Consider the following 18,733-nt stretch of genomic DNA (forward strand, 5'->3'; position numbering starts at 1 on the left):
TTTTGTCTTTATCAGGTGAATAATTGGTTACATGCTCATGCCTTTGTTTTTGGCCTTTGTCTTTTTGACTTTTGCGTTCCGGACCGTTCTTTTCTCCTTTACGGTACCCCTTCCGTTTTTTTCCGCCTTTTCGGAGAGCGGTACGGCATCTTCCGTCCCATGGGGAACGGAAGGGGCCTTCGGGCTGTCGGGCCGGCGGGCGGGAAGCATGTCATACCCGCCCGGGCCGGCATCCAGCCTCACGTGTTCCAAGGGACGCAGATATTGTAGCCCTTTCCCGCCAGAGGTGAACTCGTAGATGACCGTCTCCCTTCCTTGCAGCAGGCTTTCGTAGTTCTGGTAATACAGGCTCTCCGGCGGCACGCCGTTCTGCCGCAGCATCCCGCAGATCCCGTCCGGGCAGAGGGCGCCGAACCGCCTGTCATGGGGAGCCATGAATATATACCTGTAGGTGGAGAGCAGCAGCCTCTCCGTGAGCAGGCTGGGACAATGCTCATAGCCGGTCATCCGGTTTATCATCCTCCCGACACGGTCCAGCCTTTTGGCAAGGTCACGGGGCCTGGAATGCAGCGGGATGCTCCCCAGCTCTTCCAGCGAGAGGTTGATACGGCCGATGACCGCCCTTTCCCAGTCCGCTGTCAGGTCCGCGCGGTTCTGCCGGAAGTTGTCGCGGAGAATCCGCAGCGGGTTTCTGGTGCCGAGGAACAGCCTGACACGTTTTCCGAGGGTCGGTTCCCTGAGGTTGGACGCGCTCCAGCGGATGACGTTGAAGCGGTAGGCGTCCATGAACTGCCGCAGCGGGTTACGGTACGAGAAGATGTCCCTCAGTGTCCGCATCAATGCCCGTCGGCCGACAGCGCGGCGGCCCATGTCGACGGCCTCTTCCGAGGTAAGTGGTTTGTTGGTTGCCATATATGCTTGCAGTTTACAGTTTTACTTGTCTTCCTTCGGCATGTTTCCGTTTGGAAGAGGGTTGTTTTCTCTTTTTGCCGGTATCGGCCGCCCCCGGGATATCCGCCGGACTCTCCAGCATGCGTGATATCCTGTCGGCATACCTTGTTTCCGACCGTGGCATTCCTGTCCGGACTCCCTCCCTTGCCAACAGGGCGGCGGCGATCTTCCTGGAAGTCTCCCGGAGCTCCGCCATCCTCTCCCCGAGGGGAAAGTCCGGATGGAGCTCCTTTTCCCTGGATAGCCTTCCGAGTTCTTTTTCCACGGAGGCGAACTCCCTCCTGTAACGGAACGGCTCCTCCAGCGCCAGGTGGGCGTATCCCTTTTCCGCGATGTCCTGCAATGTCATGATATCCAGGTTGCGTCTGGAAAGTTCCAGGGAGCCGGCCGTAACGAACCTGTCGAGGTTGGCCGCCGTGGGCGAGAGGTCGAAGGAGGCTACCGGACGGTAACTTCCGAACACTTCCAGTCCGGGCTGGGAGGCGGGGAAGCTCCGTCCGGGCTGCCGGGACATCTCCATCAGCCGTTTTGACGAGGTCTCGATGCGGAATATGGACAATGTCCCCGGTCCCTTTCCACAGGGGGAGTAGAAATTGTCGGCTATTTCCTGCAGGTACTCGTGCAGGTGGCGCGGGCCGTGCAGCCCCCTGTTGAACACCCTGACGCCTTGGTCCGTCTTTACGGCGGTCACGAGGAACCGGGCGCTCCTTCCTTGAAGGATACGTTCCCGTGCGGTCTCGTATGCCACGAAGTCTTTGTAGCCTGGCGAGTGTTCCAGCCCTTCCAGGTTCCTGCGGTCCGTTTCCACACCGTGTGCCTCCAAGTAGGCGGCCCGTCTCAGCGGGACGGAGTTGCCGTCCGTGATCCCGCCGTTTTCGATGATGAAACGCCATGCCTGCCTGGGTTCCTTCTCCTGCAGTCCGCTGGCAGGGGGCAGCTCCTCTTTCCGGATGCCGGCATAGAAGAGCAACAGGTTGTCGGGGATGCCTCGGGCTTCCTCGAGTACGGCTTTACGTGCCGCTTCCTTGACGAACCGGATGAAGGGGTTCCCGCTCCGGGGCGTATGGTCCGTTATCATGAAGGAGGCTATCCGGTTGTCCGGACACAGTTCCAGACAGAAGTCCTTCAGCCCTTCTTTTTGGGGACGCGTTCTTTGCAGTCCCAGCTTTTCCAACCACGAGGCCATATTATCTTCCTATGTTAGTTCTTTTACCTGTCTTTTCCGGTTTCTTTTCCCGCCTGCGCCTCGTATCCGGGGTGGGCGAATATCCTCGCACGTCGTATTCGTTCTGCAGGATGCGCCGTGCCGTATCGCTGACGGCTTGTCTCATGGAATTCCCCAGCAGCGTGTCCGCCTGTGAGGAGAGGAAGGAATGGCTCATCTGCGAGCGCAGGGAGGAAAAGCTGCAGGAATGCCTGAAGTTCCTGTTTTCCGGTATCTCGTCAAGATCCCCCGTCCTGCACAGCCTGTCCAGTATGCCGATGTTGAAGGGTGTCTCATTTTCCATGAGCTTGAATGTCTTCAGCATCTCCCGGTATCGGGCGAGGTCTGGGGACATGTCGCACTCCACGGCGGGCTTGCATCCCCGCAGGATATCCGCCCGGAGGAATTCCGCCCTGGCGGGGATGAAACTGCACCTGTCGTCGGGGGCAAACATCCTGCCGCACTCCCGCGCCTTTTCCACCAGCCTTGCGTTGTCCGTGCTGAAATAATAGACGCCCAGTTTGTCGGTATTTCGGTGTATCGGGCTGAAGAAGTTGTCCGCATTATACTGGAGATAGCTCTCCGCCCGTTCCAGTCCCCGGCCTGTGTCGTCGAAGAGCAGCACGCCCTGTCCGGTCTGTATGGCCGTAAGCACACGGTTGCCGGTATCCTTCTCGCGGCTTTGGTGGAAGTCGTGGTAGGCTTCCAGCAGCCTGCCCGCCCTCCCGTTGTGGAGCGTCCGTTCAAGCTCGCCGACGATAAAGTCCCGGCTGTCGGTCCTCCTGTAAGGGTCGGCCGTCTCATGGACAAATCCGATATCCCGCAGCCTCTGGTGGTCGTCGGAGGGCCACGCGCCTCTGTCGATTATATCCCGCACAAGGGATTCCACCCGGTTCTTATCCCCATCGGCGGCCTCGATGCAGTAGATACTTTCCTCGGGCAGGTAGGCCCCTTTCAGCTGTTTCCTGACCTGGCTGAAGCAGAACTCCCCGAACCGGCGGTCCAGGTCATTTGCGTCAGAAGACAGCATCCGGCAGTATTCCAGGTTGTTCCTGCCGTTCAATATGAATCCGATATACATGGTGGTACTGTTTTAATTTATAATTTTCTGCCGGAAGGCTTCCGTCCGGTCCTTTTCCTTTTCTCTGGTAACTCCTCACACTGCCCTGCCGGATGACGGATGCCGTCCTTTACCCGGTAGGTCCTGACAGGGAACGGTTCACCGGATACCAGTAATTTGTGCTGTATGAAATCCGCCATGCAGTAGAGCAGGTGCCGTGAGGCGGGGCGGTCATTCTCCGGAAGGTACAGGGCGTGGCCTTCGGAGAGCACCCTGAACTGCTCGTTCTCCAGCTTCACGTTTCCCACGAGCAGGGCGGTGTCGGGATTACTGAGGTATTTCTCCAGTGACCGGTGCCCCCTTACGTCAAAGTCCCGGCGGAGGATATCGTCCGCCTTTTTCCTTATCTCGGATGAAAGTTTCCTGAAAGCCTGCGGGTCAAACAGCTCGGCGGCTTTCACCTGCGTCACCTCTTCGAACCGTTCGGCCAGGGGAAGCAGCTCCCTGTAATAGGTGAACGGCCGGTCATGGATATTCATGTAGCCACGCTCCCTGATCGATAGCAGGCGGTATATGTCCTCGTTCTCCGCTCTGGAGGAGAGTTCAAAACCCGTATATCCCTTCACTTTGGAGAACAGCCCCCGGTATTCGTCGGCTGTCGGGTTCATCGCATGGTAGAGCCTTGGCTCGAGGCTGTCGACAAACCAGGCGGGGAGGGCCTTCAGTGGAATGTATTCCGCCTTTCCCGTCCCTTCCCGGCAGGACATGCCATGTCCGCCGCCGTTGATATGGTGCATCAGCTCCCTGCGCCGCCCGGAGTACTCGTAGATCTCCAGCGCCCCGTCATGGGCATGCGGTTCGAAGTACCTGTCAGCGGCACGCTGGAGATATCCCCTGAGGGCCTCCTCACCGGCCTTGTTGCCGGAGAACAGCAGGTAACCGTGATTTCGGAGCACCACTTTCAAGGGTGCGGTCCTGTTGCTTTTTTCCATTGTCATATGTTTCTTATTTTACATTTTGGGACGTGTCCCGGTCCTTTTACGTGTTTTTCCTGGCGGGCTGTACAGCCTCTTCTCGACCTCCGGTCTGATCCTGACGGTTTTCCGGTCCACAGGCGGGTTGCCGCCGAAGATGATCCGGTCCGTAGCTTGGTCCACCCACGCGTAGGCATGCGAGGGGTTGTTCCCGCTTTCGTGCGGCAGATACAGCCCGAGGCCCTCTTTCAGTACGCTCCTGTGAGGTCCGTAGAGCGGGACTCCTTCCAGGATGACGCGCTCCGCCGGGTCGTCCAGTATTCTCCCGGCCGTCCGGTGTCCTCGGACATCATAGGCGGAGTCCATCAGTTTCTGCAGCTGCCTCCTGGTCTCGAGGGTCTGCAGTAATTCCTCCCTGTCGCGGGCAGATTTTGCGGGTATCCGTTGTAACTCCTCCACCCGGCGGTCATAACGCTCCAGGGCATCCAGGGTGTCCGTGATATTGACGTTGCGGGCACTTATCTCACAGCCCGCATTATGGCAGAAACTGCGGAAGTCCTCCGCAGTGGGTCTCATCTCACCTCTGTAGAGGAGTTCCATCTGGTCGCCATGAGGCTTCGGGCCATAGGGGTACTCGTCCGACCACATCCTCCCCGGGTTGACCCAGGGGCGGTTGCCAAGTTCCCCTTCGGCCCTGTAGACACTTAACGCTCCGGAATTGAATGCCGGATTGAAATAGGCGTCGGCCGTCTGTTGCAGGAACTGCCGCAGCTTTCTCCTGCCTTCGGCCGTGTCGGTAAAGGCAAGGAAGCCGCCCAAGGTCTCTATCGCTGTGTAGGTCTGCTCCATGATGTCTATAACTTTAAATAGTTTCCGTTCCTCTTCCCGTTTCTCTTTGCCCGCGTTTTATCCGTTTTTACTGCCCCCGCCTCATAAGGGACGATCTTGCCGTCCTTGACCTGGTATACAGGTTTGAGCCCTGGAGGATTCTTATAGGCCATGACCCGGTCGCAGGTCTTATCGGCATGGATGTAACGGAGTCCGGGCATTTTTGCCGACAGTCCGGGGAAGTAAATCCATCTCCCTTCGAGCAGCGCCCTTCTCAAAGTGTCATCGGCCTCGTGTTCCCCGATGAGGAACGGCACGCTGCGGTCATTCAGGAGCCGTTCCAGGGTGCGGTGCCCCCTTACGTCGAAATCCGTTTTCAGGATACGCTCCGCCTTGCCGTGCATGTCGTCCAGTATCTTTCCCATGTCATCGCCGCCGGGATTTCCCCGGAGAAAGCTGTCCATGCGTTCCACGAACTCCCGGAACTGGTGCCGGTAGGAAAAGGCGGGGTCAAGGATGAGCTGCCGGTCGAAGTGGCGGGTAAGGGAGAGCAACCGGTAGATATCCGCGTTGCACCCGCTCATCCCGCATCCGGAAAACTCCGTGAGGTTGCGGTATCCTTCAGCGGAGGGTGTCATGTCGGTAAAGAAGACCGGCTCCAGTTTTCTTTCATCGGGCAGGTCCGCCCGTACCGGGGAGTCCGTGAACTCGTACACGTGTCTTCCGGTATCGGGATCTTTTCTGCAGGAGGCGTCAATCAGCGGGGCCAGGCTTGCCGGAACGGAATGCATGTCATATTGTTTGACCGGTCCCGGTTCGCTGTGTATCCACCAGTAGTTGTCCGCCAGGTGTTGGTAGAACTCCTTCAGCCCTTTCCGACCCGTCGGCCCGTCACTGAAAACAAGTATGCCCCTTGATGTTTCCACGATATGCAGGGGCAGCCTGTAGGCGGGCTCATAGCCGTATAGCCGCGCCTTCTCGTCCTGCTGCCGGCGGAAATTCACCAGGCGGTCGAGCTCTGCGGCTGTCAGCCGCAGCCGTCCGCCCGGTTCCATGGACCGTTTCAGGACAGACCTCATGAACACCGCGTCACGCAGGTTGACGCTCACCACCGGTTCCAGGCCGCACCTTTGGATATGGGGCAGCAGTTTGCCTGTGATGTATTCCTTCACGGGGATGTCCCGGGATATGGAAGGGACATCGGACATACAGGGGAAGCGGTAGATCTCCAGGCGGGTATCGGGGACGAAAGCCGATATTCGGGCGGTCTCCATCCCGACATGCAGCAGGCTGAGGAACTGGTAGGTCATGCCGTCCTGATCCGGATTGACAGGGTAAAGCTGGTAGGAAATCGCGGCATGGGGCTTGTCCATGCCGGTTTCGTACCCGATGAGCAGGTACCCTCCGCCGTCCTGCCTGAACAGCTCCTCCAGTTGTTCCATGTTGTCTTTTATGGATGCCATGCCGTTACATTTTCGGGGTTATCTTTGATTTGCGCGCATAGGTCCTCTTTTCAGGCTTCTGCGTTTTCTCCGGTGAGCCGCCCTTCTGTTCCTGCCCCTGTCTGTTCTCCGGCTTCTTCGTGCTTCTTTCCCACAGGAACTCGGTCCCGCGTTCGGCGGCGCTCATCTGGATGGAGGTCCGCAGGATTTTCCCGTTTGAGGACTTGAACTCGATGGGGACCTCCTTGCCGGCCGTGTAGTCGGCGTACTCCTGCTGCGAGAGCGTATAATCCTTGATTTTCTTGGGGCAGCGGGCCTGGTCCGCCGGGAGGAAGAACATCTCGTTGGTAACCGGGTCTTTTGAAAGGTAGCACGGTTTCGTCTCCTTACTGCGGAAGTCGACGACCAGGTCTACCAGCCTTCCGGCATTGCCCGTCCGGTTCAAGGCGTCCAGCACGTCCTCCTCCAGCTTGTATCCCCGGTATTCCTGTCCCACCTTGGGAGCCTGGCGGATAAAGTGCAGGTCGAATTTGGCCAGGCCATTCTCGTCGCGGAAGAGCGAGAGCTTGGCATCCCCCTTCTGGCGTCCCAGCTCGGTGTTCATGGAGATGTCATAGGCTATGCCGGACTGTCTGCCCTGCAACAGCCTTTCCATGTCGCCCGTCTGTCTGAGCACGTCCGGGGTGAGCCCGTAACGCTCGGCCTGCTGCCAGTTGATCTCGCGCTCGTTGAAAAGGTGGTTGTTGTAGATCCGGTTATCCCGGGAGAGCTCGCGTCTTAAGGACTCGTTTTCGGGGAGCTGTGCCTGCTCGATCCTACGCTTGGCTTCCTCCACCGGGGTCTTCTCTTCCATCCGGTACAGCGCATAGCGTGTCGGATGGTTGTACTGGTACATGAAGTTCTTTCCGAAGTTGGTGAAGAAATTCCCATGTCGGTCCACGCGGATAAACTGGTCCTTGTTCGTTTCATTGGCCTCGAGCGTCTCCAGCTCTCCGTTTGCCGCGATGCCCTTGACACCTTTCGCCTTCTGTTCCTTCTTGTCGTAAGCCATCAGGTAACCCTGTTCCTGGGTGGCGTTTTCGCTGCCTGTGGCAGTCGGTTTTACTTCTTCCATAACTGTTAATTTTAAAGTGGATAAATCGTTTCGGGAGATAAAATTACTATCTTCGTCTTAAAATATTCTGATTATGAGAAAGTTGTCATTGATAGTCATGTATTGTCACCTTTTGTCAGTCTCCTCCTGTGTGAGGGGGGACGGTACGGCTGGCGGAAACAAGGGTGAATTGTTAAAGGGACATTTCACCGGTACTGATGTAAAGTGAACGGTTCCTTGAAGGTCCCGACGTAGCCTCATTCTCCTGACGGATTATCCCGTGCTTTTCCCCCTTGACAGAAGATACACCCGTTTCAGGGTCTCGTCCACGTCGGTATGAGGATGCATCCGGTAAAGGGAAGGAGACTGTTCCACCAGGGGGTGGACCTGGTCGCGCCTTATGGCACTCCGGTGTACAGTGCGGGTAACGGCAGGGTTGCCGAAGCACGCTACAGCCGGAGTTACGGCTGGTTCGTACATGTCCGGCATGCGGGAGGATACTCGACACTGTACGCGCATATGGACAGGCTGCATGTAAGGACGGGCACTCATGTCCGTATCGGGCAGCATATCGGGAATGTCGGGCATACGGGAGTGGCGACCGGCAACCACCTGCATTTTGAATTAAGGAAGGACGGCATCTCGCTGGACCCGCTCTCATGGCCGTCTTTTAAATAACCTGTAAAACAAGCGAGCGATGAACATCGAGGAAGTAAAGAAGATTCCGCTGGAGGATTTCCTCGGGCGGGCGGGATTCTCGCCTGTCAGAAGACAGGGGGACAGTGTATGGTACCTTTCGCCTTTCAGGCAGGAGCGTACCCCGTCATTCAAGGTCAGCCTTTCCTTGAACCTGTGACATGATTTCGGGGAGGGGACCGGAGGCAGTATCATCGACCTGGCACAAAAGCTGTACGGGGTGACGGATATCCCGACCGTATTGCAGAGGATCGGGAGCGATTTTCCGGCGTTCAGGCCGGTTCCTTCTCCTGCGAAAGGACGGACTGTGGCATCGGCCTTTGAGGAACTGCGCGTCTCACCTCTTAAGAACACCGTCCTGCTGGATTATCTCGGGACAAGGGGGATTCCATCCGATATCGCCTCAAGGGAATGCGTGGAGGTACATTACCGCATGCGCGGCAAATGGTATTTCGCGGTCGGTTTCAAAAACAGGAAAGGGGGGATTGAGATACGTAACCCGTACTTCAAAGGAGCGGTCTCTCCCAAGGATATCACGCATGTCAGCCATAATGCAGTGGATAGACGGCAGTCATCGGTGCTGGTTTTCGAGGGGTTCATGGACTATCTCTCGTACCTGGCCTTGAAGGAAGGGCAAGCCGTGCCGGACTGCGTGGTGCTCAATTCTGTGGCCAACCTGCCCAAAGCCGTGGATATCCTTAAAAGTTACGGACAGGTCTGTTGCTTCCTGGATAATGATGAAACCGGCAGAAAGGCGGTGGAGGAGATCGGAAGGCTGTGCGAAAAAGTAACTGACAAGGCCGTACACTATCTGCCACACAAGGATTTGAACGAGTTCCTGCAGGAAAGAGTCCGGTCGGGGTGGATGTCGGTGCGACAGAAGGCAAAGACCCGGGAGGGTTGAAAAAGAGGAAGGCAGCTGTAAGCTGTTGTCCCTGATAGAAAAAGTAATAATCTCAAATTTATTGAATGATATTTTCGGGGATACTTACAGACTGTAAGTAAATGAATAAGGAGCTGACGTTTTGGACAGCTCCTTTATACAATCAAGAATATCCGGCTTTAATAGTTACGGATCAGCAGTTCGTTGACCGTCTCCCTCTTCTCGGCTATGGAACAAACCGAGCGGAAGATGCTCAGCCGCTGGATATGGAAGCCGGCGTACAGGTCGTCGAAGAAGGTGTTCTCCGGGTTCTTCTGACGGGGATCGGAGTTGGAGAGCATTCATTTGCTTCCTTTCTCTCCCAAGTCCTTGCAGAATCCGGCCAGTTCTATCTGGGAGTCGTCATCGAAGTCGTCCGGCATGTAGGAGGTACAGGCACCGGCCTCATTGACGGGTTTGTAGGGCGGGTCGAAATAAAAGAACGATTTCTCTCCCGCGTATTTTTCCGTCTGGCGGTAGTCCCCGTCCAGGATGACGACGCCCTGCAGCAGCTTGTGGTTGAAGCGGATCAGTTCCTCCTCCAGTATCCTGGCGCGGCTGCCCGTACCGAAGGTTACCGAGAGCCTGCCCTTGCGGTTGACCGAATAGATGCCGTTATAGCAGGTGCGCATGAAGAAAATGAAAAGGGCGGCACGTGTGATACCATCCGGGTGCTCTTCGTTGAAGACCCTGCGCTTTTCCATGAAATAGTCCCTTCTCTCTGTACGTCCCTGAAGGGCGTGGTATTCACCCTGGATGCCGGCAAGCAGTCCGACCAGTTCTTCCGGCGTGTCGCGTATGACACGGTAGACATTCACCAGGCTCTCGTTCGAGTCGTTGATCACGCAACGGATATGCGGATAGGTCTGTCTCAGTCAGAAGAACAGGGCTCCTCCCCCGACAAAGGTTCCACATAGGTTTCCATTTCCGTGATATTTTCCGGCAGTGACTGGATCAGTACCGGAAGCAGTCTTCTCTTGCCTCCCACCCAAGGGAAGCAGGGTTTGCCGGGCAGACAGCCCGCGCTGTTTTTCTTCTTTTCCATGATTCGATAAATTAAAATGAATGGTTAAAACTATTGTTACCCGTCATCTTCCGTTTCCAGCAGATGTTTCAGGTCCGGGTCGTTCCCTATGCGGCGGAGCTCCTTTTGGATGATCCCGCCCACCTCCTCCTTGATGCGGTAGTAGTTACGCTCTATCTCTTCCCGCATATGGTCCTTGCCGTCCCTGCCGGTAAAGTCCGTAATCACGGGGATCGGTTTGTAGGCTTTCGTCTCTGCCGCCACCCTCGCGTTGTCCACAACGATCTCGCAGTGGAAGATTTTCTGCTCCATCTTCTCTTGGAAGCTGTCGCAGACGCTTCCCACGAACATGCCTTGGGAGAGGTTGGATATTTTCGAGGCCGGTATCAGCGAGTCCAGCTGGGTGCTGATGCTGGTCGATGTGTCCTCACGGGTCATGTTGACGGACTTGCGCTGCTGGAGCACCTTCCCGAACCGTTCCGAAAGGTTCTTGGCCGTTTCCCCCAACACTTGCCCGGCAAAGACATTGCCGACGGTGTTCTGGATGACGCGCGCCTCCTTTTCACCGTAGTCGCGTACCAGCTGGCTGAAATCCTGCGCGCCCAGGCAGACGGCCACCTTGTTGCTGCGGGCCGTGGCTATCAGGGTGTCGAGCCCTTTGAAATAGATCGTCGGGACCTCGTCCACCAGGATGGAGCACTTGAGCTTTCCCTTACGGTTCACCATCTTGACGATACGGGCGTTGTACAGCCCAAGGGCCGCCGAATAGATGTTCTGCCGGTCCGGGTTGTTGCCCACGCACAAGACCTTGGGGGCGTCCGGGTTATTGATGTCCAGTGTGAAGTCGTCCCCGCTCATAATCCAGTAGAGCGAGGGGCTGATCATGCGTGAGAGCGGGATCTTGGCACTTGCGATCTGGCCCTGGAGCTGCTCCATCGCCCCGCCTTTCCAGGCGTCCATGAAAGGCGAGAGGTAGTTCTCCAGCTCCCTGTACGAGGTCAAGATGGTGAAGATGTCCGAGTAGGGCTTGTTCAGCAGCTCGATGGCATGGGGAAAGGTACAGTACTTCCCGTTCTCGTAGATTTTAAGATACCATATGATGGCGGCGAACAATACGATCGGACTCTCCACGAAGAAGTCACCCTGTTTCTGTATCCAGGTTTTATTTAAATTTAACATTATTACATAGGCTGACTCATAGGCGTCGGCGATGTCGGACATGAATGCTGGGTTGATAGGGTTGCAGCGGTGGCTGTGCCGCGGATCGTCGAAGTTGATCACGTAGAACTGAACGTTCGCCTTGTACTTGTCCTTGTTCTTGAGCAGATGGTTATAGACGATAAGGCTCAGGTCGGGAAATTTGAAATCATAGCAGTAAAGCGCATAGCCTTTCTCTATCTGCTGCTTGATGAACTGGTTGATGACACAGTAGCTCTTCCCGCTGCCCGGTGATCCGACCACTATGCAGCCCCTCTGGGGCAATACGACGTTGATCCACCCATCATGCCATTTCTTCTTATAATAGAACCGTGTGGGCAGGTTCACCGAGTACTCGTTGGTGATTAGGCGGGTCTCCTGCATGAAGGACTCGTTCTCCTCATTGAAGACGTCATCCATCAGGTGTTCCTTTAAAAGACGCCCGGTCCACATGCCTGCGGTGAGCAGGCTGATGTATCCGGAGGTAAGGGCGGACACATACGCAAGGGTGGTGAGCGGGACACTCCAGCCGGCGGTGAGGAAAAGCTCGCTTCCCCAATAGAGGAGCAGCCCGGCTGCCAGGTAGCAGCCGATACGCCTTCATGTCATCTCCGGGACCCTCCGCCCTTTGGCGCCCATCGAGGAGAAGAAAAGGAACATCAGGCTGAAGCATTTGGTCACGGGGGAGCTGGTGAACAGCCCTGTGTCACGTTGGAAGTTCAGCAGTATATTGTCCACCATGCCGTTGGTACAACCGGCGGTATGGAAGAACGGATAGCAGAAATAATAGATGTTCATCACGAGAAGCAGGATGCTGACCGCCCGCATGAAGTCGATGGTCTTGCCGAGCCCTCTGGAATCTTCTTGTGCCATATAGGGTATGATGGGTTGTTATATGTGAATACTTCGTTAGTTGATCCGCGGACCTTTCCGCCCTTTCCTCTTTTTCTTCTTTCCATAAACATTCCGGGGGATGTCCTCAGACGGGTAGGGACAGGATTCCATGGAGAAGAGATCCAGCAGGCCTTCCGCAAGCCCTGCCTCCCTTGTGTCCGTATTCACGGGCGGTTCCTGTCCTGAAGCCGGCTTGTCGGAGACGGACGGGAGCGTGCCGTATTTCCGGTTGATAACCGAAGCGGAGAACTCCTTGCCGAGTGCCGATCCCTTGAAGACCGCCTTGGTATTATGGTCTATATAGGTCACGCCGTAGATTACGCCCGCCCCGTTCTCCCAGAGTACGGGCACGATGCCTTTGCCTGCCAGCTCGTGCAGGAACCCTTCACGGGTATCCCGGCAGAGTGCCGTGCGGATGTGTTCCCTTGTCTTTTCCGGCAGGGGATGCTTTTTCATCCATGCCCTGCTTTGTGAGAACCTCTTTTGGAGGGCACGGTATCCCACGCTTTTACCGATATCACTGGATTTGATTCCGACCCCGGTACGTTTTCCATTCTCGTCGGTCGCCGCATAGACCAGGCCGTCGCAGCGTTTCCCGTCCACGACCTTATGCACTTCCTCCACGGTCACGTTGAAAAGTCCGAGCAGTGCCCTGAACTCCTTGAACGACTGGAAGCGGTAATTCTGCACGGCCGGTTTTACCACACCCGCGATCTGGTGTTTCAGATCGCCTTTCGTATGGTCCACCGCGGTCATCGGCCGGGAAATCCTGTATTCCTCCCCGCGTGACTGCAGCAGGCCGTATTTCCTTTCCAGCTCCCGGCAGATGTCCGCCGAACGTTCCCATTCCTTGTAATCCCTCAGTTTTCTTCCCTGTTCATCAATACGCAGGGAGACGATGTGGATGTGGGGACGCGCGTTGTCGTCATGGCGGAAGATAACGTAAGGCTGGTCGCCATATCCGAGCCTGTCCATGTATTCCCGCCCGATGGCTTCCATCTGTTCGTCGGAAAGCTCGTCATCGGGATGGGGATTGAGCGAGAGATGGATCACCGGCTTTTCCGTCCGGCGGTTCACGGCAAGGTAAGGTTCGAAGCTGCGCATGCATTCGGCGATGCCGACCTTTCCATCCGGTGTCTCCATCACGCGGTTTCATGCCAGTGTCCGCGCTTTCCCTTTCTCCACTTTTTCCTGATTGTAATACAGCGCCCCGTAGATGGCGGCACCGGATGTTATCTTTGCAACCATTGTTCGAACTCTTTGGTAAGACGGATGATTTCCTTGTTCAACGATACGAGCTCCACGGTCAGCTGTTCCAACTTGTAAAGCAGGGCGAGGGCTTTCTTTTCGGTCAGTTCCCCGCTGTGGACCGCCTTGACAACCTGGTTGTAGTTCACCCCGACGCGGCGGTACTCGCTCTGCAGGTTGGTGAGCTTGATGTAATAGTCCGTGGCAACCTTGTCGATTTTCACCACTTTCATCGGCTTGTCGAAAATGGCCGACAGGATGAACTGCGACTTGGTTACGGCACCGGAATTCTCATAGAGCCGCTCGAACTCGATGTTCTGGAGCTCGTTCAGACGGAATCCGTAGTAAAAGGAATGAAGCTCGGAGGATTCCTTCGGACTGCGGCCCCCTCTTCATGTCCGGGAGACGGCCGTTTTCTCTTTCTTGTACGCCTGTTTGATCTTAGCCATATTATTGATGTTTTTACCGGAGGCAAAGTAAATGATAATTCGTATACCGGCCTAATTTCGGAAGGTGACTATTCGTGACAGGAGATGACTATTCATGACAGGGGATTTTCCTCCCTGTCATCCGTTCCCGATCCCGCAGTTTATGATGTTCTTTTCAAAGGCTTCCCGGAGTTTTGGGAGCAGTACCGAGAGGGTTTTCTTACGTCTGGCAAGGTCCGCACGCAAATCGTAGGGCTTGGGGATTCGGATATGCAGGAACTCCTCGAATGCCGCCACCAGGGAGGCGAATGACTGGCGGTTGCCGTTGCCGTCTGTTATCACTCCCAGGTAGTGCAGTGAGGCGATCAGTTCCATCAGGTTCACCAAGGAACCTTTCCAACGAAGGGAGAACAGGCCTGTCCGTCCCTTGTCGGTATCGGGAACGGTATCGCGGCATTCGGGATACCGAAGCGCGAAATGCAACAGTTCTATCTCCGTCCTGACAAGGCCGGATGCCTTCATCAGATAGATATGTGTCCGGCTGTCAACCCCGCTTCCGGCCATATTCATATAGGCGTCCAGTTCCGTCTCCATGTGGCGTAGGCGGCGCAGCCTCTTGGGGATGGGAAGCCCGCTTTCCGCCAGGGAGGCCAGATGGTCTGAAAATTCATCGTAGGCGGATGACAATACGTTTTCCATAGCATTTTTTCCTTCCAGGACGGCTTCTTGGAGATGGTTCAGCAGGCGGTGTGTTGTTGATGTTTTCATATGCTCAAACTTTAGTTTAACAATTCATGCCTTACGACAGAATATTAAAGGCGAATATGATGCCATCCGGTGGATGCCTATTGCATTTTCTTGTTAATAGTCAGATATTCAGCATGATAAAAATATCAGTTGAAAACAGGCTCAAAAAAAGAAATGTACACCGCTTTACAATAACTGTAAGGCGGATGTACATTTTATGTAAACCATGTCCGGCCGCTTGTATGACACTCTCATTTCGCTGTGGTTCCGGAAGGAGACTCACGGAGCTGGCCCGTATTGTACAACGGCCCGCTCATATAATCCGATATTTTCTCAGTTTCTCGTACAGGGAAGTCCGGCTGATGCCGAGTATCCTGGCTGCACGGGCACGGTTGCCCTCCGCCTCTTCAAGGGTCCTGAGAAGCAGCTGTTTTTCCTTTTCCTCCGGAATGGGGGCGGTTTCCTCCCGTCCGACGGCGAGGTCCAGATTCAGTTCCTCCGGTGAGATCCATCCGTCGGCAGAGAGCAGGACGGCACGTTGGATGCAGTTTCTCAGCTCGCGTATATTACCGGGCCAGGGATATTTCTGCAATGAGGCCGCGGCCAGGCTGTTGAACCCGCGTACGGGCTTACGGTGCTTTTCTGAAAAATGCTTCACGAAGAACTCCGCCAGCGGAAGGATGTCCTCCCCGCATTCCGAGAGAGGGGGGACATTGATGGTGAACTCGTTCAGGCGGTGGAACAGGTCCTCCCGGAAACGTCCTTCGGATATCGCCCTCTCCAGGTTCTCGTTCGTGGCGGCCACCAGACGGACGTCAAAGGTGTATTCCTGGGTGGAGCCGACGGGCTTGTAGCGTCTTTCCTGCAGGGCACGTAGCAGGAGCATCTGTGTCTCGGGGGAAAGGTTGCCGATCTCGTCAAGGAACAGCGTGCCCCCGTCAGCCACTTGAAACAGCCCGTACCTGTCACCGTAGGCACCGGTGAACGTCCCCTTGCGGTGTCCGAAAAATTCGGATTTGGCAAGGTCACCCGTGATGGTCCCGCAGTCCACCGGGACGAAGGGCTTGTCCCTACGGTGGCTTTGTTCATGCAGCTCGCGGGCGATATGCTCCTTCCCCGTACCGGAGGCTCCCCGAATGAGCACGGAAATGTCGGAACGTGCCACCAGCCCCACTAGCTGGTACATTTCCCGCGCTTTGGCACTCTCCCCGCGATAGAATTCGTTCCCGTCATGTCGGGGACGGCTGAATATCTTCCCGATGGCTTCCAGCAGCCTGTCCGGCTGGACAGGCTTGCACAGGTAATTGACCGCCCCCAGCTGCATGGCTTCCACCGCGTTCTCCACCTGCCCGTAGTTGGTCATGATAAGGAACGGGGTGGCGTAGAACCTCTCGTTCATCCATTCCAGCAGGGAGGTGCTGTTCCCGTCCGGCAGGCGGAGGTCTGCAAGGACAAGGTCGAACTCCCTTGCGGAAAGGGCCTTGCGGGCAGCCGACAGCGTCGCGGCATGTTCGGTCGCCATCCCTTTCTTCTTCAGCCAGTTGCCGATGCTGCGGCTGAAAATCACGTCATCTTCCAAAATCAGTATCGTTTTCATTCCTTTCCCTCTTTCTGCATCAGTTCCGCATAGGATATCAGTTCCCTGACGGCACCGATTATTTTTTCTATTTTCACATATTCCTCTTCCTCCCATTGGCCCGCGTCGGATTTGACCAGCACCCACAGGTCCGCTACCGGATAGTTCAGACGCACCGTCTCCCACAGTGGCAGGCTCCTGTGGAGGATGGAAATGATTTCCCGGCTGTCCTTTTCTTTCACGGCGGCCGACAGCCTTTCGATGTCCTTGCGGCTTTCACTGACAAACAGCCCCAGCATTTCCTGCCGGTTGTCCTCTCCGGCAAGCAGGAGGGAGAAGTCCGGCCTCCACTCTTTCCCGTTCCCTTTTATGACCCGCATGATGGCGGTCACCAGCCCTTCCGCGGAGAAAGGCTTATGGATACATCCGGCGAAACCTGCGGAGAGGTATTCCTCTTCCCTGTCGGAATGTGCCGTGACGGCTATGGCCGGAATCTCCCTTGCCCGGGGGATGTTTGAGCCCCTCAGCAGTTCAAGGATCGAGAAGCCGTCCGCACCGGGCATCTGTATGTCGGTCAGCAGAAGGTCGTACTCCTGACTTTTCAGGCAGTCCATCAGTTCCCGGACATCCGTGCAGCAGTCACAGTGAATCCGGCTGCGGGAGAGCATCTCCCGGGTGATCCCCTGCTGGATACGGTCGTCATCCATGACCAGCACACGGGTGCCACCGAGCAATTCACAGGCCGGAAACACCTTCTCTTCCAGAGGGGCGGACTGTCCGGCCGGTGGTACGGGAAGGAAAACGGAGAAGCGGCTGCCTTCACCGGGAGCGCTCTTTACCTCTACACGGCCCCGCATTTCAGACACGAGCCGAGCCGTGATCGCCAGCCCCAGTCCGAACCCTGGAATATTACGCGCGTTGTCCAGCCTTTCAAACGCCCCGAATATCCGTTCTTTCTCCTCAGCGCTCATTCCCACGCCGGTATCCCGGACAGAGATGCTAAGTTCCCCATACAAGTATTCCGCCTCAAGGCGCACCTCCCCGTGGGGTGTGAACTTCAGGGCATTGGACAGCAGGTTGCCGGCTATCTGCCGGATATGCGAGCTGTCACAGCAGACGACGACGTCCAAGCCTGAGAGGGATACGGTGAACGCCAGGTCCTTCTGTCTGGCGATAAGTCGATGACTGTCCGCTATTTCCTCGAACAGGGCTTTTAGGCTAAAGAGCGTGTCATTGGAGCGAACTTCGCCTTCATCCATCCGGTGGTATTCCATCAGCGTGTTTACCAGGCCGAGCATGTAATCGGCCGAGTGCAGGATGTTGTCCAGATAGCCACTCCTGCGGCTGACGTCGCTTTCCGAGGGTAACAGTTCCGCGCAGCCTTTGACGGCCGCCAGCGGGGCGCGCAGGTCGTGAGCAACCGAGGCCATCAGCTCCTTGCGTGAGCGGAGCAGTTCCCTGTTCCGCCTGTCGGACTGTTCAAGCTCCCTCTCGTATTGGAGACGGCGGTTCAGGTCCCGGTGTATGACGGTATACAGCATGATCGCCAGAAGGGAGACGGACAGGGCAAGGCCGGCCACCATATGGTAGGAATTGTCCCGTTCAAGGACAAAGGCCCTGTAGCGTGCGGTAAAACGTTCGTTGTTTTTCCGCTCAAATTCGGAGATCATATTGTTCATCCTCCCGTTCAACTCCATACTGCCGGCATACAGGCTGTCCATCTGTGCCAGCAGCCTGGCCCGCCTTTCAGCCTGTTCCCGGGTGACCCTTTCATTCAGGGAGCGGAGCATGCGTGTTGTCGTCCCGGTTGAAGAGGGAACGGACAGGAATTGCCGTTTACGTTCAGCCTCTTCCCTCTGTTGCAGGTAAGCGGATTTGTTTTCTTTTCTACGGAAGATATCCCGGAAACTCCTTTTCTTTTTGGGTACATCTCCCGCACCGGCTTCCGGAGAAGCCGTATTTTCCTTTTGCCGTGCAGCCTGTTTCCGGGCTGTCAAGACAATGGCAGGAATGCTTTCTTGTACAATGCCACCTATGTCCTGCAGTTCCTTGAAGGTATGTACCGCCTTGGATAAAAGGAGTTCCTTGTTCCAAAGAAGAAGGCACAACGAGTCGATATGGCTTTTTTGTAACGGGGTATGGACATATTCTTTCAGAAGTTGCAGGCTGTCGCAGACCCCGTGGCGTTTGCGGCTGTATTCCCCGAGGTCGTCATCATCCCATGTGACGGCAATCTCGGCATGGGTGGAAAGGTCCAGCAGGTCGATGTAGATTCTTTCAGCCAGACGGTGTATCGCCACCAGCTCTTTCTCCTTCTTACGTAGCATGTGTCTTTGCATTTGTTCCTGACGGAACTGATAGACAATAAATGCGGACAACAGAACCAAGATGGCATAACCGAACGATATTTTTAACTTCAACCATATTATACCATTGTTCATGATTTTTA

The 18,733-nt window shown here is 55.9% G+C and carries 18 protein-coding genes and 1 pseudogene; 3 read left to right on the forward strand and 16 right to left on the reverse strand.

Features of this window, described 5'->3' with window-relative positions:
- Positions 1 to 27: 27 nt before the first annotated feature.
- The 7 genes from DXA15_RS09805 to DXA15_RS09835 are packed head-to-tail and all read right to left on the reverse strand — an operon-like array spanning position 28 to position 7,573.
- Positions 28 to 912 (reverse strand): hypothetical protein, encoded by an 885-nt coding sequence (locus DXA15_RS09805; RefSeq protein WP_117700417.1) that lies wholly within the window; start codon positions 910 to 912, stop codon positions 28 to 30.
- A 13-nt stretch (positions 913 to 925) separates the two neighbouring features.
- A complete protein-coding gene (locus tag DXA15_RS09810) occupies positions 926 to 2,137 on the reverse strand; it encodes a DUF6047 family protein (RefSeq protein WP_128133911.1) in 1,212 nt (403 codons plus the stop codon).
- Between the two features lies 1 nt (position 2,138).
- The gene (locus DXA15_RS09815) at positions 2,139 to 3,236 is read right to left on the reverse strand and encodes a DUF6047 family protein (RefSeq protein ID WP_121963116.1); all 1,098 of its coding nucleotides are present in this window, start codon (positions 3,234 to 3,236) and stop codon (positions 2,139 to 2,141) included.
- Positions 3,237 to 3,253: 17 nt separating this feature from the next.
- Positions 3,254 to 4,213: a DUF6047 family protein gene (locus DXA15_RS09820; protein WP_128133912.1), complete on the reverse strand. Its 960-nt coding sequence runs from the start codon at positions 4,211 to 4,213 to the stop codon at positions 3,254 to 3,256.
- A gap of 12 nt (positions 4,214 to 4,225) precedes the next feature.
- Complete coding sequence (locus DXA15_RS09825; RefSeq protein WP_128133913.1) at positions 4,226 to 5,038, reverse strand: DUF6047 family protein; 813 nt, start codon at positions 5,036 to 5,038, stop codon at positions 4,226 to 4,228.
- A gap of 5 nt (positions 5,039 to 5,043) precedes the next feature.
- Positions 5,044 to 6,480: a DUF6047 family protein gene (locus DXA15_RS09830; protein ID WP_128133914.1), complete on the reverse strand. Its 1,437-nt coding sequence runs from the start codon at positions 6,478 to 6,480 to the stop codon at positions 5,044 to 5,046.
- A gap of 4 nt (positions 6,481 to 6,484) precedes the next feature.
- Positions 6,485 to 7,573 (reverse strand): DUF4099 domain-containing protein, encoded by a 1,089-nt coding sequence (locus DXA15_RS09835; protein WP_075964305.1) that lies wholly within the window; start codon positions 7,571 to 7,573, stop codon positions 6,485 to 6,487.
- A gap of 315 nt (positions 7,574 to 7,888) precedes the next feature.
- On the opposite strand from DXA15_RS09835, the gene DXA15_RS09840 reads away from it, so the two are divergent.
- The 3 genes from DXA15_RS09840 to DXA15_RS09845 are packed head-to-tail and all read left to right on the forward strand — an operon-like array spanning position 7,889 to position 9,152.
- Positions 7,889 to 8,230, forward strand: coding sequence for a M23 family metallopeptidase (locus tag DXA15_RS09840; RefSeq protein WP_233567091.1), 342 nt, complete (start codon positions 7,889 to 7,891; stop codon positions 8,228 to 8,230).
- Between the two features lie 19 nt (positions 8,231 to 8,249).
- On the forward strand, positions 8,250 to 8,408 hold the full coding sequence (locus DXA15_RS25495) for a hypothetical protein (protein WP_167369817.1): 159 nt from the start codon (positions 8,250 to 8,252) through the stop codon (positions 8,406 to 8,408).
- A gap of 60 nt (positions 8,409 to 8,468) precedes the next feature.
- Positions 8,469 to 9,152: a toprim domain-containing protein gene (locus DXA15_RS09845; protein WP_075964304.1), complete on the forward strand. Its 684-nt coding sequence runs from the start codon at positions 8,469 to 8,471 to the stop codon at positions 9,150 to 9,152.
- Positions 9,153 to 9,310: 158 nt separating this feature from the next.
- Here the strand turns inward: DXA15_RS09845 and DXA15_RS25500 are convergent, their stop codons facing one another.
- The 9 genes and pseudogenes from DXA15_RS25500 to DXA15_RS09890 form a co-directional block, all read right to left on the reverse strand.
- Entirely contained in the window at positions 9,311 to 9,472 is a 162-nt protein-coding gene (locus DXA15_RS25500; protein ID WP_167369816.1) for a hypothetical protein, read from the reverse strand.
- Positions 9,473 to 10,015: a DNA adenine methylase gene (locus tag DXA15_RS09850; protein WP_128133915.1), complete on the reverse strand. Its 543-nt coding sequence runs from the start codon at positions 10,013 to 10,015 to the stop codon at positions 9,473 to 9,475. It lies immediately after the preceding gene.
- A gap of 26 nt (positions 10,016 to 10,041) precedes the next feature.
- Entirely contained in the window at positions 10,042 to 10,215 is a 174-nt protein-coding gene (locus DXA15_RS09855) for a DNA adenine methylase (RefSeq protein ID WP_233567093.1), read from the reverse strand.
- 36 nt (positions 10,216 to 10,251) lie between these two features.
- A pseudogene (mobC, locus tag DXA15_RS09860) lies at positions 10,252 to 12,264 on the reverse strand (conjugal transfer protein MobC).
- Positions 12,265 to 12,300: 36 nt separating this feature from the next.
- Positions 12,301 to 13,428, reverse strand: a complete 1,128-nt coding sequence (gene mobB / locus DXA15_RS09870; RefSeq protein ID WP_128133918.1) for a conjugal transfer protein MobB — start codon at positions 13,426 to 13,428, stop codon at positions 12,301 to 12,303.
- Positions 13,429 to 13,517: 89 nt separating this feature from the next.
- Positions 13,518 to 13,865 carry a hypothetical protein gene (locus tag DXA15_RS25505; protein WP_233567107.1) on the reverse strand — a complete coding sequence of 116 codons (348 nt, stop codon included), beginning with the start codon at positions 13,863 to 13,865 and terminating at the stop codon, positions 13,518 to 13,520.
- A 234-nt stretch (positions 13,866 to 14,099) separates the two neighbouring features.
- Positions 14,100 to 14,729, reverse strand: coding sequence for an RteC domain-containing protein (locus tag DXA15_RS09880; protein WP_128133920.1), 630 nt, complete (start codon positions 14,727 to 14,729; stop codon positions 14,100 to 14,102).
- 292 nt (positions 14,730 to 15,021) lie between these two features.
- On the reverse strand, positions 15,022 to 16,305 hold the full coding sequence (locus DXA15_RS09885; RefSeq protein ID WP_075964298.1) for a sigma-54 dependent transcriptional regulator: 1,284 nt from the start codon (positions 16,303 to 16,305) through the stop codon (positions 15,022 to 15,024).
- Positions 16,302 to 18,710 carry a hybrid sensor histidine kinase/response regulator gene (locus DXA15_RS09890; RefSeq protein WP_128133933.1) on the reverse strand — a complete coding sequence of 803 codons (2,409 nt, stop codon included), beginning with the start codon at positions 18,708 to 18,710 and terminating at the stop codon, positions 16,302 to 16,304. The genes DXA15_RS09885 and DXA15_RS09890 overlap by 4 nt, the downstream gene beginning before the upstream one ends.
- Positions 18,711 to 18,733 lie beyond the last annotated feature (23 nt).

Source organism: Parabacteroides sp. AM58-2XD (assembly GCF_003463685.1).
Taxonomy (GTDB): domain Bacteria; phylum Bacteroidota; class Bacteroidia; order Bacteroidales; family Tannerellaceae; genus Parabacteroides; species Parabacteroides segnis.